The 15,114-nt window shown below is 73.9% G+C and carries 12 protein-coding genes; 3 read left to right on the top strand and 9 right to left on the bottom strand.

Features of this window, described 5'->3' with window-relative positions; all coding sequences use genetic code 11:
- The first annotated feature begins 60 nt into the window (after positions 1-60).
- Positions 61-1,764: a signal peptide peptidase SppA gene (sppA, locus tag E1291_RS04115; RefSeq protein ID WP_131736183.1), complete on the top strand. Its 1,704-nt coding sequence runs from the start codon at positions 61-63 to the stop codon at positions 1,762-1,764.
- Positions 1,765-1,805: 41 nt separating this feature from the next.
- Positions 1,806-2,243, top strand: a complete 438-nt coding sequence (locus E1291_RS04110) for a flavin reductase family protein (RefSeq protein ID WP_242613931.1) — start codon at positions 1,806-1,808, stop codon at positions 2,241-2,243.
- Here E1291_RS04110 and hutI read toward each other — a convergent pair.
- The 5 genes from hutI to hutH are packed head-to-tail and all read right to left on the bottom strand — an operon-like array spanning position 2,225 to position 9,249.
- On the bottom strand, positions 2,225-3,397 hold the full coding sequence (hutI, locus tag E1291_RS04105; protein ID WP_131736182.1) for an imidazolonepropionase: 1,173 nt from the start codon (positions 3,395-3,397) through the stop codon (positions 2,225-2,227). The two genes, E1291_RS04110 and hutI, sit on opposite strands and share 19 nt — an antisense overlap.
- Positions 3,394-4,752: a formimidoylglutamate deiminase gene (locus tag E1291_RS04100; protein WP_131736181.1), complete on the bottom strand. Its 1,359-nt coding sequence runs from the start codon at positions 4,750-4,752 to the stop codon at positions 3,394-3,396. Before E1291_RS04100 ends, hutI begins: the two co-directional genes overlap by 4 nt.
- Positions 4,753-4,762: 10 nt before the next feature.
- Positions 4,763-5,989 carry an allantoate amidohydrolase gene (locus tag E1291_RS04095; protein ID WP_131736180.1) on the bottom strand — a complete coding sequence of 409 codons (1,227 nt, stop codon included), beginning with the start codon at positions 5,987-5,989 and terminating at the stop codon, positions 4,763-4,765.
- Between the two features lie 30 nt (positions 5,990-6,019).
- A complete protein-coding gene (hutU, locus tag E1291_RS04090) occupies positions 6,020-7,669 on the bottom strand; it encodes a urocanate hydratase (RefSeq protein ID WP_131736179.1) in 1,650 nt (549 codons plus the stop codon).
- A gap of 26 nt (positions 7,670-7,695) precedes the next feature.
- Positions 7,696-9,249 (bottom strand): histidine ammonia-lyase, encoded by a 1,554-nt coding sequence (hutH, locus tag E1291_RS04085; protein ID WP_131736178.1) that lies wholly within the window; start codon positions 9,247-9,249, stop codon positions 7,696-7,698.
- Positions 9,250-9,328: 79 nt separating this feature from the next.
- Here hutH and E1291_RS04080 point away from each other — a divergent pair, with 79 nt between their 5' ends.
- Complete coding sequence (locus tag E1291_RS04080; protein ID WP_131736177.1) at positions 9,329-10,090, top strand: IclR family transcriptional regulator; 762 nt, start codon at positions 9,329-9,331, stop codon at positions 10,088-10,090.
- 45 nt (positions 10,091-10,135) lie between these two features.
- Here E1291_RS04080 and E1291_RS04075 read toward each other — a convergent pair whose 3' ends face one another.
- The 4 genes from E1291_RS04075 to E1291_RS41755 are packed head-to-tail and all read right to left on the bottom strand — an operon-like array spanning position 10,136 to position 15,089.
- Entirely contained in the window at positions 10,136-10,981 is an 846-nt protein-coding gene (locus E1291_RS04075) for a thiopeptide-type bacteriocin biosynthesis protein (RefSeq protein WP_131736176.1), read from the bottom strand.
- Positions 10,974-13,367 carry a lantibiotic dehydratase gene (locus E1291_RS04070; protein ID WP_131736175.1) on the bottom strand — a complete coding sequence of 798 codons (2,394 nt, stop codon included), beginning with the start codon at positions 13,365-13,367 and terminating at the stop codon, positions 10,974-10,976. The genes E1291_RS04075 and E1291_RS04070 overlap by 8 nt, the downstream gene beginning before the upstream one ends.
- Before the next feature lie 46 nt (positions 13,368-13,413).
- Entirely contained in the window at positions 13,414-14,310 is an 897-nt protein-coding gene (locus E1291_RS04065) for a JmjC domain-containing protein (RefSeq protein WP_165494952.1), read from the bottom strand.
- Positions 14,307-15,089 (bottom strand): cupin domain-containing protein, encoded by a 783-nt coding sequence (locus E1291_RS41755; RefSeq protein WP_165494951.1) that lies wholly within the window; start codon positions 15,087-15,089, stop codon positions 14,307-14,309. The genes E1291_RS04065 and E1291_RS41755 overlap by 4 nt, the downstream gene beginning before the upstream one ends.
- Positions 15,090-15,114: the final 25 nt, after the last annotated feature.

The raw sequence follows: 15,114 nt of genomic DNA, 5'->3' as shown, positions 1-15,114 counted from the left end.
ACGGCCGCCGGTGGGACGGTGCTGACGGGACGCCGGGGCACCAGCGCATAGGCTGGGCCCATGGTGGAGCCCGGCACAGTCGTCAATGTCATCAAGCAGGCCCGGGACCGGCGGACGGCTCCGCTGATCCTGGAGCTCGACCTCACCGAGGGCATCGTGGAGACCGCGCCCGCGGACCCCATCTCGGCGATCATGTCGATGCGCCGGACGAACCTGCGGGACGTCCTGGACGGGCTGCGCCGCGCCCGCTCCGACAGCCGGGTCCGCGCCCTCGTCGTGAAGGTCACCGGCGGGATCGGCCTCGCGCTCGCCCAGGAGCTGCGGGAGGCCGTGCAGGCGCTGCGGGAGGCGGGCAAGCTCACCGTCGCCTGGGCCGAGACGTTCGGCGAGGGCGGCCGGGGCACCGTCCCGTTCTATCTGGCCACCGGCTTCGACAAGGTGTACCTCCAGCCGACCGGCGAGGTGGGGCTGACCGGCGTCGCGCTGGAGGAGCCGTTCTTCGCGGGCGCGCTGGAGAAGGCGGGCGTGCGGCCGCTGTTCGCCAAGCGGCACGAGTACAAGACGATGGCGAACACCTTCATGGAGCGGACCTACACGCCCGAGCACGAGGAGTCGTCGCGGCGTCTCGTCACCTCGCTCGGCGCCCAGATCACCGCGGGCATCGCCGCGTCCCGCGGGCTGCCCGAGGAGCGGGTCCGCGAGCTCACCGACCGCGGCCCGCTGCTGGCCGGCGAGGCGCTCGAAGCGGGCCTGGTCGACCGGCTCGGCTACCGCGACGAGGTCTACGCCGACCTGCGCGCCGAGTACGGCGCGCAGGCGCAGCTGCGCTACGTCGCCCGCTACAACCGGACCGGCGGCCTCACCCGGCGGCTTCCGCAGCCCGGCCGGCAGGACGTCGTCGCGCTGATCAACGGGCACGGGCCGATCCGGCTCGGCCGCAGCGGGCGCGGCGGGCCGCTGCCGAACTCCGGCCCGGCGATGGGCTCGGACACCGTCGGCGCCGCCCTGCGCGCCGCCACCCGGGACGAGCGGGTCAAGGCCATCGTCTTCCGGGTCAACAGCCCCGGCGGCTCCGCCGTCGCCTCCGACGCGATCTGGCGGGAGGTCGTGCTCGCCCGCCGGGCGGGCAAGCCCGTGATCGTGTCGATGGGCGACGTCGCCGCGTCGGGCGGCTACTACGTCGCGATGGCCGCCGACGCGATCGTCGCGCAGCCCGGCACGATCACCGGCTCGATCGGCGTGGTCGTCGGCAAGGCCGTGGTGACCGGCCTGCTCGACCGGGTCGGCGTCGGCCTCGGCACGGTCGCCGACGGCGACCACGCCCGCATGTTCAGCGCCACCAAGGAGTTCAGCGACTCCGAGTGGGAGCGGATCAACGCCTCCCTGGACCGGATCTACGACGACTTCACCGCGAAGGTCGCGCAGGGCCGCGAGCTGACCCGCGAGCGCGTCCACGAGTTGGCCCGCGGCCGGGTGTGGACCGGCGCCGACGCCAGGGAGCACGGCCTCGTGGACGAGCTGGGCGGCCTGGACCTGGCGCTGGACCTCGCCCGGAAGCGGGCGGGGCTACCCGCCGACGCGCCCGTCCGCGGCTACCCGCACACCTCGCCGCTGGAGCGGCTCCGCCCGCCGGACTCCAGCGAGGACCGCACCGCCGCGAGCGCCCGCTTCGACGGCTGGGGCTCGCTCGGCGGGCTCGCCGCGCGCCTCGGCCTGCCCGCCGCGGGCCCGCTCACCCTGCCCGGTTCCTGGGAGATCCGCTGACCGGCGAGTTCGCCGACGCGGTCGCGGGGTTCGCCACGGGCGTGGTGGTGCTGACCGTCCGCGACGGCCGCGACGACCTCGGTACCACCGTGACGTCGTTCACGTCGGTGTCGCTGGAGCCGCCGATGGTGCTGGCGGGCGTCGCGTCGGCGTCCTACCTCGCCGAGGTGCTGGGCCGCCGGGAGCGCTGGGCGGCGACCGTGCTCAGCGCGGGCCAGCGCGCCCTCGCGGGCCGGTTCGCCGCCGCGGGGCGCCCGGGGGCACGCATCCTGCTGGGCGGGGAGCCGCACCACCGGGGCGCCCGCTCGGACGCGCTGATCCCCGACCGCGGCGTGACGGCGCTCGAATGCGAGACCCGCCAGGTGGTCGAGGCGGGCGACCACACCCTGTTCGTCGCCGAGGTCCTCGCGGCGGACTACGCGGCCCACCGCGAGAAACCCCTGATCAGGGTCAACCGCCGCTACCTCGCCGGCACCTGAGCGCCCGCCTTCCAGACGGCCGCGGTCTGCGGGACGCCGGGCCGGTAGGCGAGGTGAATATGGGACGGCGCGTCCAGCATGTGAACGTCGGCGCGGGCGCCGGGACCCAGCCGGCCGACGTCGGTGCGGCGCAGGGCGCGGGCACCGCCGGCCGTGGCCGCCCAGACCGCCTCGTCCGGGGTCATGCGCATGTCACGGACGGCGACCGCGACGCAGAACGCCATGCTGGAGCTGTAGCAGGAGCCGGGGTTGCAGTCGGTGGCGAGCGCGACGGTGGCGCCGGCGTCCAAGAGGCGGCGGGCATCGGGATAGGGCTGCCGGGTGGAGAACTCGACCCCCGGCAGGAGCGTCGCGACGGTCTGGGACGACGCGAGGGCGTCCACGTCGGCGTCGCTCAGGAAGGTGCAGTGGTCGGCGGACGCGGCGTCCAGCTCCACGGCCAGCCGGACACCGGGCCCCTGCGTGAGCTGGTTGGCGTGCAGGCGCGGGGCGAGACCCGCCTTGACCCCCGCCTGGAGGATCTCGCGGGCGTGGTCCTCACCGAACGCCCCCTCCTCACAGAAGACGTCCACCCAGCGGGCGTGCGGCGCGCACGCGGCGAGCATCTCCGTGGAGGCGAGGCGCGCGTAGCCGGGGGCGTCGCCGGCGTACTCCGGCGGGACGACGTGGGCGCCCAGGTAGGTGACCTCGTCGGCGACCTCCGCGGCGATGCGGACGGCCCGCTCCTCCTGCTCGACCGTCAGGCCGTAGCCGGACTTGCACTCGACCGTCGTGATGCCCTGCCGCGCCATCTCCCCGACGAGGCGCCGCAGGTTGGCGCGCAGGTCGTCGTCGGAGGCGGCACGGGTGCGCGCGACGGTGGTGCGGATGCCGCCCGCGGCGTAGGGGCGTCCGCTCATCCGGGCGGCGAACTCCTCGGCGCGCTCACCGGCGAAGACCAGGTGCGCGTGCGAGTCGACGAAGCCGGGCAGGACGGCCCGGCCGCCCGCGTCGACCGCCTCGTCGGCGGCGGGGGCGGCCGAGGACGGCCCGGTCCAGGCGACCTTCCCGTCCTCGATGACCAGCGCGGCGTCGCGCAGGACGCCGAGCGGGCCCTCCCCGGTGCCCGGCTCGTTGGTGACGAGCTCCCCGATGTCGGTGATGACGGTGCTCACGCGGTGGACTCCTCGCGGGTGACGGCCTCGACGGCGGTGCGCAGTGCGGCGGGGACGTCGTCCACCAGCAGGTGACGGCCGTCCTGGACGATCTGGCGGCCGGACACGACGACGTGCCGGACGTCGGCGGCGGACGCGGCGAACACCGCGGCCTCGGCCAGATGGCCGGGGGCGGCGCCGGCCGTCCGCACCGAGTCCAGCGCGACGGTGGTGAGGTCGGCGTACGCGCCGGGCTCCAGCCGTCCCGCCTCCGGCCAGCCGAGCGACTGGTGGCCGTTCCAGGTCGCCGCGGCGAGCAGCTCGCCGGCCGTCCAGTGGCCGCGGACGCGGGTGGCCAGCCGCTCGTCCAGCTCGACGGCGCGGGCCTCCTCGAACAGGTCGATCACGGCGTGCTGGTCGGAGCCGAGGCAGATCGGGGCCCCGGCGCCCGCCAGGTCGCGGGCGGGGCCGATGCCGTCGGCCAGGTCCCGCTCGGTCGTCGGGCACATGCACACGCCGGTCATCGTCCCGCCGAGCAGGCCGATGTCGGCTTCGGTCAGGTGCGTGGCGTGCACGGCGGTGGTGCGCTGGCCGAGCGCGCCCGCGTCGGCGAGGAGCCGGGTCGGGGTCATGCCGTGGGCCTCCAGGCACGCCTCGTTCTCGGCGGGCTGCTCCGACAGGTGGACGTGCAGCGGGGCCCCGCGCTCATCGGCCCAGGACGCGACGGCGCGCAGTTGCTCGCGCGGCACCGCCCGCACGGAGTGGATCGCGGCGCCGACGCGGGCGTGCGAGCGGCCGTCCTTCCCCGCCCACTCGTGCAGGGCACCGGCGCGGCGCGCCCAGTTCCCCGCGGTGCCGTCGCCGAAGCGCAGCTGCGGGCCCTCCAGGGGGGCGCCGATGCCGCCGGTGAGGTAGCAGGCGTCCAGCAGGGTGATCCGGACGCCCGCGTCGGCGGCGGCCGCGATCAGCGCCTCGCCCATCGCGTTCGGCTCGTCGTAGGGGTCGCCGCCGGGTCGGTGGTGCAGGTAGTGGAACTCGCCGACGCAGCTGATCCCGGCGAGGGCCATCTCGGCGTACACGGCCGTGGCGAGCGCCCGGTAGGACTCCGGGTCGAGCCGGTCGGCGACCTTGTACATCTGCTCGCGCCACGTCCAGAAGGTGCCCCGCCGGACCTGCACGCGGCCCCGCAGCGCGCGGTGGAAGGCGTGGGAGTGCGCGTTGGCCAGGCCGGGCAGGGTGAGGCCGGGCAGGTGCCGCGCCGACGGCGGCGCCGGGACCCCGCGGGCGACCGCGGTGATCCGCTCGCCGCCGGTCTCGATGAGCACGTCGGCGGCGACCTCGTCGCCGAGCCAGGCGAACTGGGCGTGCCATTGCATGTCGTGATCCCTACCCGTCCGCCAGGTCCGTCAGTACCGCGGCGAGGGCCTCGACCCCGGCGAGGCAGTCGTCCCGCTCCGCGTGCTCGGCGGGCGCGTGCGAGACCCCGGTCGGGTTGCGCACGAACAGCATCGCCGTGGGCAGCCGCGCCGACAGGATCCCCGCGTCGTGCCCGGCCCCGGTGGGCAGCACGGGCACGCCGCCGGGCACGCCGTCCGGCCACCGGGTCTCCAGCGCCTTCGCGACGCGGTCGCGCAGCGCCAGGTTGAAGTCCACGATCTCGGTGTAGGACTCCTCGGCGAGGTCCACGCTCACCCCGTGCCCGGCCGCGGCCCGCCGCGCGGCCTCGTCCACCTCCGCGACCGTCCGGCGGACGGCCTCGTCCGCCGGGCCCCGCGCGTCCAGCCACGCCGTGACCGACGAGGCGATCGCGTTCACCCCGCCGGGCTCCACCCGGACCTTCCCGACGGTCGCGACGGTCCCGTTCCGCTCCGCCGCCTCCCGCGCGGCCAGCACCATTCCCGCGAAGGGGAGCATGGGGTCGCGCCGGTCGGCGAGCAGGGTCGTCCCGGCGTGGTTGCCCTCGCCGCCGAACCCGAAACGCCACCGGCCGTGCGGGACGATCGCGCTCGCCACCCCGACCGGCCCGGTCAGCGCCCGCCCCTGCTCGACGTGCAGCTCGACGTAGCAGCCGACGCGGCCGAGCAGCCCCTCATCGGGGCCGATGGCCTCCGGGTCGAGGCCGGCCCCGTACAGCACCTCGGCGAAGGTCCGGCCCTCCGCGTCGGTCAGCGCGCGCGCCCGCGCCGGGTCGATCGCACCGGTCAGCAGCCGCGACCCCAGGCAGGCCACGCCGAACCGAGCGCCCTCCTCCTCGGCGAACGCGCCGATCCCGATCGGACGCCGCGGCCGCACGCCCCGCTCGCGGAGCAGGTCGACCGCCGCGAACGCCGACACCACCCCGAGCGGCCCGTCGAACGCGCCGCCGCCGGGCACCGAGTCCAGGTGGCTGCCCGTCAGGACGGCGTCCCCGCGCGTCCCGTCCTCGGGAAGCCACCAGGCGACGATGTTGCCGTTGGCGTCGTGCTCCACCTCAAGATCACGGCGGCGCGCCTCGTCCAGGAACCAGGCGCGGCACTCCAGTTCCGGGGGCGTCCACGCGAACCGGTGGTACCCACCGGACCGGTCGTCCCGCCCCATCGGCAGCAGATCCGCCCACATCGACTCGAACCCCATGCTCGCCTTCTTCCTCCTCAGGCCGGCCGGTCAGAGCATGGGGATGCGGACGCCGCGCTCGGCGGCGACCTCGGCGGCCCGGTCGTACCCGGCGTCGACGTGCCGCATGACGCCGGTGCCCGGGTCGTTGGTCAGGACCCGCCGCAGCTTCTCGCCCGCCAGCGGCGTCCCGTCGGCGACGCAGACCTGCCCGGCGTGGATGGAACGGCCGATGCCGACGCCGCCGCCGTGGTGGATCGACACCCACGTCGCGCCGGACGAGGTGTTGAGCAGCGCGTTCAGCAGCGGCCAGTCGGCGATCGCGTCCGATCCGTCCGCCATGCCCTCGGTCTCCCGGTACGGGCTGGCGACCGAGCCGCAGTCCAGGTGGTCGCGGCCGAGCACGATCGGCGCGCTGATCTCACCGCGGGCGACCAGGTCGTTGAACACCTCACCGGCCTTGTCGCGCTCGCCGTAGCCGAGCCAGCAGATCCGCGACGGCAGGCCCTGGAAGTGGACCTTCTCCTGAGCCATCCGGATCCACCGGGTCAGCGGCTCGTTGTCGGGGAACAGCTCCAGGATCGCCCTGTCGGTGCGGGCGATGTCCTTCGGGTCGCCCGACAGCGCCGCCCACCGGAACGGGCCCTTGCCCTCACAGAACAGCGGCCGGATGTAGGCGGGCACGAACCCGGGGAAGGCGAACGCGCGGTCGTACCCGGCGAGCTCGGCCTCACCGCGGATCGAGTTGCCGTAGTCGAACACCTCGGCGCCCGCGTCCTGGAACCCGACCATCGCCTCGACGTGCGCGGCCATCGACGCGCGGGCGCGGGCGATGAAACCGTCCCGGTCCTTGTCGCGCTCGGCGGCCATGTCCTCGAACGCGACCCCGCTCGGCAGGTACATCAGCGGGTCGTGCGCGCTGGTCTGGTCGGTGACCACGTCGATCGGCGCGCCCCGGCGCAGCAGCTCCGGGACGATGTCGGCGGCGTTGCCGAGCAGCCCGATGGACAGCGGCCTGCGCTCGGCCTTCGCCTCCTCCGCCAGCCGCAGCGCCTCGTCCAGCGAGTCCGCGCGGACGTCGCAGTACCGGTGCGCCACCCGCCGGTCGATGCGCGACGGGTCGCACTCGATGCAGATCGCGACGCCGCCGTTCATGGTCACGGCGAGCGGCTGCGCGCCGCCCATCCCGCCGAGCCCGGCGGTCAGCGTGATCGTCCCGGCGAGCGTGCCGCCGAACCGCTTGGCCGCCACCGCCGCGAACGTCTCGTAGGTGCCCTGCAGGATGCCCTGCGTGCCGATGTAGATCCACGACCCGGCGGTCATCTGCCCGAACATCGTCAGGCCGAGCGACTCCAGCCGGCGGAACTCCTCCCACGTCGCCCACTGCGGGACGAGGTTGGAGTTGGCGATCAGCACGCGCGGCGCCCACTCGTGCGTCTGGAAGATCCCGACGGGCTTGCCGGACTGGACGAGCAGCGTCTCGTCCCCCTCCAGCTCCGACAGCGACCGGACGATCCCGTCGAAGGCGTCCCACGACCGGGCCGCCTTCCCCGAGCCGCCGTAGACGACCAGCTCGTCGGGGTGCTCGGCCACCTCCGGGTCGAGGTTGTTCTGGATCATGCGGAGGGCCGCCTCCTGCGGCCACCCCTTGGCGGTGAGCGCGGTGCCGCGCGGCGCGCGGACGGGACGGGGACCGGACATGCGGTGCTCCTACGGTCGAGGGAGGATCAGGACAGCGGGCCGGTGACGGCCTCGGCGGCGGCGACGAGCGAGCCGTCCAGCACGAGCTCCGTCGCGGCGGCGATCTCGGGCGCGAGGTAACGGTCGGGGCCGGGCGGCGGGACGGCCTCGCGCAGCCGCGCGACGACCGCCCCGGTCGCCGGGCCCGGCCGCAGCGGGGTGCGCAGGTCCAGCGCCCGCGCGGCGGTGAGGATCTCGACGGCGACGACCCGCGCGAGGCCGTCCACCGCGCGGCGCAGCTTGCGGGCCGAGTTCCAGCCCATCGAGACGTGGTCCTCCTGCATCGCCGAGCTCGGGATCGAGTCGGCGCTCGCCGGGACCGCGAGCCGCTTCAGCTCCGACACGATCGACGCCTGCGTGTACTGGGCGATCATGTGCCCGGAGTCCACCCCCGGGTCGTCGGCGAGGAAGGCCGGCAGCCCCGCCGACCGGGCCTTGTCGAGCATCCGGTCGGTGCGCCGCTCGGACATGGACGCGACGTCCGCGGCGGGCACCGCGAGAAAGTCCAGCACGTACGCGACGGGCGCGCCGTGGAAGTTGCCGTTGGACTCGACCCGCCCGTCCGGCAGCACGACGGGGTTGTCGACGGCGGACGCCAGCTCCCGTCCGGCGACCAGCTCGGCGTGCGCGAGGGTGTCGCGGGCGGCGCCGTTCACCTGCGGCGAGCACCGCAGCGAGTAGGCGTCCTGGACGCGCGTGCAGTCGGGTCCCCGGTGCGACTCCATGATCTCCGAGTCGGCCAGCAGCGCCCGCAGGTTCGCCGCCGACGCGGCCTGCCCCGGATGCGGCCGCAGATCCTGCAGGTCGGCGGCGAACACCCGGTCGGTCCCGAGCAGCGCCTCCACCGACATCGCCGCGGCGAGGTCCGCGGCGGTCAGCAGCCGGTGCAGGTCGCCGATGGCGAGGACGAGCATGCCGAGCATGCCGTCCGTGCCGTTCAGCAGCGCCAGGCCCTCCTTCTCGGCCAGCTCGACCGGCGCGATCCCGGCCTCGTCCAGCGCCTGCGCCGCGGGCTTCAGCACCCCGCCGGCGTCCCGGACCTCTCCCTCGCCGATCAGCGCGAGCGCCACGTGCGCCAGCGGCGCGAGATCACCGGAGCACCCGAGGCTGCCGTACTCGAACACCTGCGGGGTGATCCCCGCGTTGAGGAGCGCCGCGAGCGTCCGCGCGGTGGCGGGCCGCACGCCCGTCCGCCCGGTGGCGAGCGTCCGCAGCCGCAGCAGCATCAGCGCCCGGACGACCTCCCGCTCCACCTCGGGCCCGGACCCGGCCGCGTGCGACCGGACGATGTTCAGCTGCAGCTTGGCCCGCAGCTCCGGCGCGATGTGCCGGGTCGCCAGCGCGCCGAACCCGGTCGACACCCCGTACACGGGCGTCGGCCGCGACGACAGCTCCTCGACGTGCGCCCTGGACTCGCCGATCCGCTTGAGCGCCTCGTCCGAGAGCACCACACGGGCACCGTCCCGGGCCACGGCCACGACTTGATCGAAGGTCAGCGCGTCCGGTCCGACCTGGATGCCATCCCCCACACCGAAACTCATACCCCCATTTCAGCGGGGTGGAGGCCCAGGAAGGAAGCCCGAAAGAGGGGTTCTGTCTCGGATGCGAGACAATGCTGTGATGAGCCAGGTACCCGCCGCCCGCCGGGCGCTGGCGGTGCTCAAACTGATGGCCGGGGCGGCCGGGCCGCTCCCCGCGTCCTCCATAGCCCGCGCCCTGGACCTGCCCCGATCCAGCACCTACCACCTGCTGTCGGCGATGGCCGAGGACGGCTTCGTCTCCTACGTCCCCGAGGACCGCCGCTGGGGCCTCGGCGTCGCCGCCTTCGAGATCGGCTCCGCCTACCTCCGCCACGAACCCCTGGAACGCCTCGCCCGCCCTCTCCTGCGCCGCCTCGTCGACCGCACCGGAGAGATCGCCCAGCTCGGCGTCCTGCACGGCGCCGAGACCCTCTACCTCCTGAAGGAACAACCACCCCGGCACGCCACCCTCGTCACCGACGTCGGCGTCCGCATGCCGGCCCAGCTCACCGCCAGCGGCCTGTCGATGCTCGCGCACCTGCCCCCCGCCCAGGTCCGCGCCCTGTTCCCGGGCAGCTTCGTGAACCGCACCGGCCGCGGCCCGGCCTCCCTCCGCGAACTGCGCCGCGTCCTGGCCGACGACGCCCGCCGCGGCTGGTCCGCCGAGGACGGCCACATCACCGAGGGCTTCGCCAGCATCGCCGCCTGCTCCTTCGACCACACCGGCCACCCCACCGCCGCCATAGCCCTCACCTTCCGCCAAGAAGACCACCCAAAAGAATCCTGGCCAGCCCTAGCCACAACAGTCCGCACAACAGCACAAGACCTAACAACCCGCCTAACCGGCCGCCCTCCAGCCTGACCCGCCTCCTCGCCCACGGCATCTCACGATCCCCGGGGGTCGAGGTCAGGAGTGCGCATCGCCTTCCACCCACAGGAGGCGCGCGATCAGCATCTCCTCATGCGGGGCGGTTCCCAGCCTGTTGTTCATGAGATGAATGTGGTGAAAGGCGTGCAGATAGGGCGACCGTTCAAACCCTGAAGCCCGGACGACGCGCCAGAAACTCTCCACGTAGGTCGTGAGCGGCACCTGGCAGGCGAGGTCGGAGAGCACCTCCTCGATCTGGGCTCTCAGCCACCTGGCGGACCGCCTCGACGCAGGGTCCGTCGGTTTGAGGCGGGCCACGGACGAGTTCCGTGGGTCGCCGAGCCGCCCTCCTCCGGACCAGTACCAGGCGTACTGATGCAGGAAGGACGTGCGTTCGGCTTCTGGAAGGGCGTGGATCATGAGTTCCGTGTGGGCGGCGGTGAGGGCCATGCGCCGCTGCCTGTGGCGGGAGTGCGCGAAGGCCAGCGCCGCCTCGCTGCCCAGCTGCATGAGCCGCTCGGCCAGCACCGTCCCCGCCGGGCCGCCGAACTTGGCGTGTTCGGGTTCGTAGAGGCGTTTGACCGCCATGCGGTTCGCCTCCGGGCGCCGGTCGGGTCCGCCGACGACGCCGGGATCGTCGAGCGCCGCGGCGAATCTCGCGTCCAGAACGGATTCGAGCTCCGCGAGCACGGCGGGCGGGGCGTTCAGGCGCAGCCGCAGTTGCAGCCCGACCCGGTCGGCATACTGGAGGAAGAACCATCGAAGACCCGGATGGTCCGCGGTGAACCGCCTGGCCATCGGCGCGACCACGCGCTCCACCAGATCGCGGATCTCGTCAAGGCCGGCGACGTAAACCCGGTAGTAGAGCCATTCGTGTTCAGTCATGCCGTACCAGCCCGATGAACTCCATGACGGTCGGGTTCCCGTCCCCGTCCGTGTGCCAGTGCTGGCGGCGGCCTGGGAGGGCCTCGGTGAACTCGACCGCCACCGTGGTGCTCCTGATCTGACGCAGTGCAGCCCATGCCGCGTGCGGATGCGCGAAGCCAAGCCACTGCGGCTTGCTCGCGCGCGCCGAGGGACCGTCGGCGATCTGCGTGAGGAAGACCTCCTCGGGCAGCCCGTGCCGGCGGCGCCACCGTTCGACCCGTGCGAGGAAACGGACGGGTGACGCTCCGCGCTCGGGCCGGGGCACCTCGTCCGGACGGATCCGCCAAGTGGCCCGCTGAAGCACGACGCGCCCCTGCTGCCTGCGCGGGCGGTGTCCCATCACCTGGGACGGGTCGCCCGGCACGATGGCCCACGGATCGCTCAACGTCGCCAGAAGGCGGTCGATCGGGCCCAGCATGTCCCGTGGCACGGCTCCCAGATAGGCCAGGGCCGCGGGTGCGCCGGCCTGATCCGCCACCTGAAGGGTCCCGGTTCTCCGATCATGCGAAACCGTGAAACCTCGCAGGTCCGTGGCGTCCCCGTCCCGGTCGGCCAGTTCCGGTCCCCACCCCGCACGGGAGATCCCCCGCAGGGCCGGGCGCTGGAATCCGACCCAGTCGGCCTGCGCGGACATCTGGTAGACACGGCACCCGGGGTGGATCCCGGCCAGCCAGGTTCGCAGTGCGTCGTCGAGGGCGCCGTGCAGGGCCGGCACCGACGCCCACCGTCCCGCCAGCCCCGCCATGCCACAGTGCACCCGGTTGACGATCAGCAGGTGGTCGCCCGCTTCCACGGCCGCGGCGGACGCCGCCGCGACCTGGAAGAAGACGGTGCCGAACGCCCTGCCCAGGGTGCGGTGGCCGCCGAGGTCCCCGGCCGGCGCTCCCGCGGCGTGGTGGGCCGCGGCCGGCCACGAGAGCGAAGGCACGGAACCGAGCACCTCGTAGGCGAAGCCGAGCAGGTCGGCCGTCCGCCCGGCGCCGTGCCTGTGCAGGAAGTGCTTGAGAAGGTGGTCGTACAGGACGGACCGGCGGACGTCCGGCCGCAGGGCCGTCGCGATCGAATCCAGGTCCGCCCGGACGGCGTCGCCCAGCCGCGGATCATGCCGTGGATCATGGGCGGCCGTCTCGGACATCAGCCCGGCGGAGCCGAGCCAGGCGGGAGGCCGGCCGCCGAGCGCCCGCAACCCCTCGCCGAGCGTCCGCCGCGCCCGCTCGACGTCGGCCGCACGGCGGCGGGGGTCCCCGGTGCCCGCCACCCGCCCTTCGATCTCGGCCAGCGCGCGCACCGCGTCGGCGGCCGGGCCCGGCGCCCGCCCTATCCGCCGGGCGAAGTCGGTGAAGTGCCGTCCGTCCGCCGACCGCCACGGGGCGAGCGGCTGGAGGACGCCGACGGCGATCAGGCGCCTCACCGTGGCGGGGTCGGCGTCCAGGAGCGCGGCGATCTCACGGGCGGTCCGGGGCTCGGCGGGCAGCAGGGACAGGTGGCGGGCGACCAGCCCGCAATCGGTGAGTTCGTCCTCACGGAGGGACACCCCGTTCACATGGCAGTACAGAGGAAGTGCCGCCAGCACGCGCCCGTCGACCTCGCGGACGCTCGGGTTGACCACCAGCGGCAGATCCACCGGTGGTTCCGCGTGCGTCGTCCAGGCCCGCAGCAACTCCATCGCCGCCGCGCGGGAGGACGACGGTGATCGCGGGGCGAGCGCCGCGTCGTGGCGTGAAGATCCGTCCCAGCCGACCACTCCGACGGTGGACAGCGTGCCGAACGGGCTCGGCTTCACCGCGATACGCGACAGGTAGGCCGTCGCACTCCGCATCAGCCGCGAGTCCCACTCGGGGACGGCGGGCGCACTCTCGCCGAGCAGGCCGGCCGTGAACGTGGGGCTGGCCAGCGCCAGTCCCAGCGCTGTCCTCGGCTCGCGCAGCCACGTCAGCAAGGCCCGTCCGGCGTTCGCCAGTTCGCCGCCGGCCGCCCGTTCGGCCGCGGCCAGGGCCTCCGCGGAACCGCGCATCGTCTCCAGCCACAGCATGAGGGCCTCGCGGACGGTGTCGGCGAGGTGACCGGCCACCACCGGGGCGGCCTCCGCCGCGCGGGCCCACCGCAGGTTGTGCACGTCCCGGCGCAGGCGCAGGGCCGCCCGCCGAACGGGCCGGTCCACGTCCTCGGAGGCGACCAGCAGGTACAGCCCATGGCCGACCCTCTCGCCGAGCCGGACGCCGCGCTCCTCCAGGGCGACCGCGGCGCGGACCAGCCGGACGGTCTCGGCCGCGCGCAACGAGTCCAGGACGATGACCGGCAGCCCGCACCTGCGCGACACCACGATGGGTGCGCTTGTGGGCATTGAGATTCCTCTCCGCCTTTGAAGGCCAGTTCCGGCGAGGGGGCGATCAATCGGCCGTGCGTCGCCGGATGTTGTGCTCGGCCAGCCCGATGGCCTCGCCGACGGGAACGGCCGCCAGGTAGGAGAGGAAATCCCGCCGCACACGCCGGCACTCCTCGATCGGCACCGGCCTCGGCTCCCCGGGGCACGGTCTCCTGTTCTCCTCACCCGAGAGAAAGCCGGCGACGAAGCCGTCCACGAAGTCCTCGGGAGTCGGCTCCTCCACTTCGATGGCGATGTGCAGCGAACCGCCTGAACGGGCCAGGGCATAGTGGGCGCTGCCATGCGGCAGGTAGAGGACGTCCCCCGGGGAGAGCGTGAACTCCAGCCGGTCTTCGTCGGTGATGCCCTCCGGGCAGAAGACGGAGCCGCTCTCGGCGTCACGGGTGGGGCGGGCGACCACCCAGTCCTTGTCACCGGAGACCTGGAGGACGAAGACGTGCGCTCCGTCGAGGTGCGCCTTGATCACGGGCTCGTCCCCCGCCGGGCTCAGGAACGCGTGGGCGATGACACTGCCGTGGAACAGGTCGCGGAAGCCGCGCGCCAGCTCCCTGGTCGCGGGATGCCAGTGGTCGACGCGGTTGAACTTGAGCGTGGCCCCCGCGTCGAACGCGTCCCGCACGCGGCGCGGGTCGAGGAAGCCGGGAACCTCGGCGCCGCCCACCCACCTGGACCGGGTGAGCGAGGCCGGCCCTCGGTCTGCCGCACCGTGATCCGCCGTGCCACCGAAGGCGGTGACGTAGGGATAGGTGAGCGACCCGTACTCAAGGGCGTCCCAGAGAGTCCCCTCGTCGAGCAGGGTGGGAATCCGCGCGCCGTTCTGAAAGACCTCGGGACGGACGGACCACACGGTCTCCAGGAAGAGACCAGTGTCCCCGACCAGCCCGTCGATTCCGGTTCTCACCCCGACCTCCCTCTCATGTAGGCAAGTGAATAGGCCAGCAGGACGTCGTCGTCGAGGGCACCGAGCGCGTCGGTCATCTCGTCTCGGAGGGCCTCGGACCTGCTGGGCAGATCCAGGTGGTGATAGTGGTGGAACAGCGCCCTGCCGCGACCGGTGACGTAGCGGCTCAGCGCGATCAGGAACTCGCGCGCGGTGGGCTCTCCGAGCTCGAAGATCAGGTGGAGGGACTCGCCCGATGTGGTGAAGGCCAGTGAGTCACCGCGCTCCAGCCACAGGGCATCGCCCGCTTCCAGCACGGTGCCGGCGAGACGGGACTCACCTTCGAGCTGGAGGGCGAGGACCCGGCCGGAGCCGTGGAGACGAACCTGAACGGTTCCCGCCCGGCCACTCCAGTAGGCGGCGGACCGGACCGCCACCGGGAAGGCCCGCTCCAACTCGGCCACAAACGTCCTGGTGGCGCGGTGCCAGTGACTGACCTGCTCCAGCAGCACGACGTCCCCGGCGGCCAGATGGCCCTCCAGAGCCGCCGGGTCGGCGAAGCCCCACTCGCGGACCGAGCCCACGACCGCCCGGGTGCGGGTCGCCCGCGGGGCGCCGGGGCGGGCCTCCGGCCGCGGGACGGAGAAGTACGGTGCGCGCAGTCCCCCGGCGGCCATGCGCTCGTGGACGCGCGAGATGGTGAGGTGGTCGCGCGTCTCGATCGCCCCGCGGAGCACCAGCGGTTCCTCCGCCGGCACCGTCCGGGGGGCCTTGAGCATCGCTTCGATAATGCCGTTCATCGCGCCCTTCCTGAATCCGCTTCGG

Origin of the sequence: Actinomadura roseirufa (genome assembly GCF_900659635.1) — a bacterium.
GTDB classification, from domain to species: Bacteria; Actinomycetota; Actinomycetes; order Streptosporangiales; family Streptosporangiaceae; genus Spirillospora; species Spirillospora roseirufa.
Note: the sequence above shows the minus strand (reverse complement) of the source record. Positions and strands in the feature narration are given on the sequence as shown.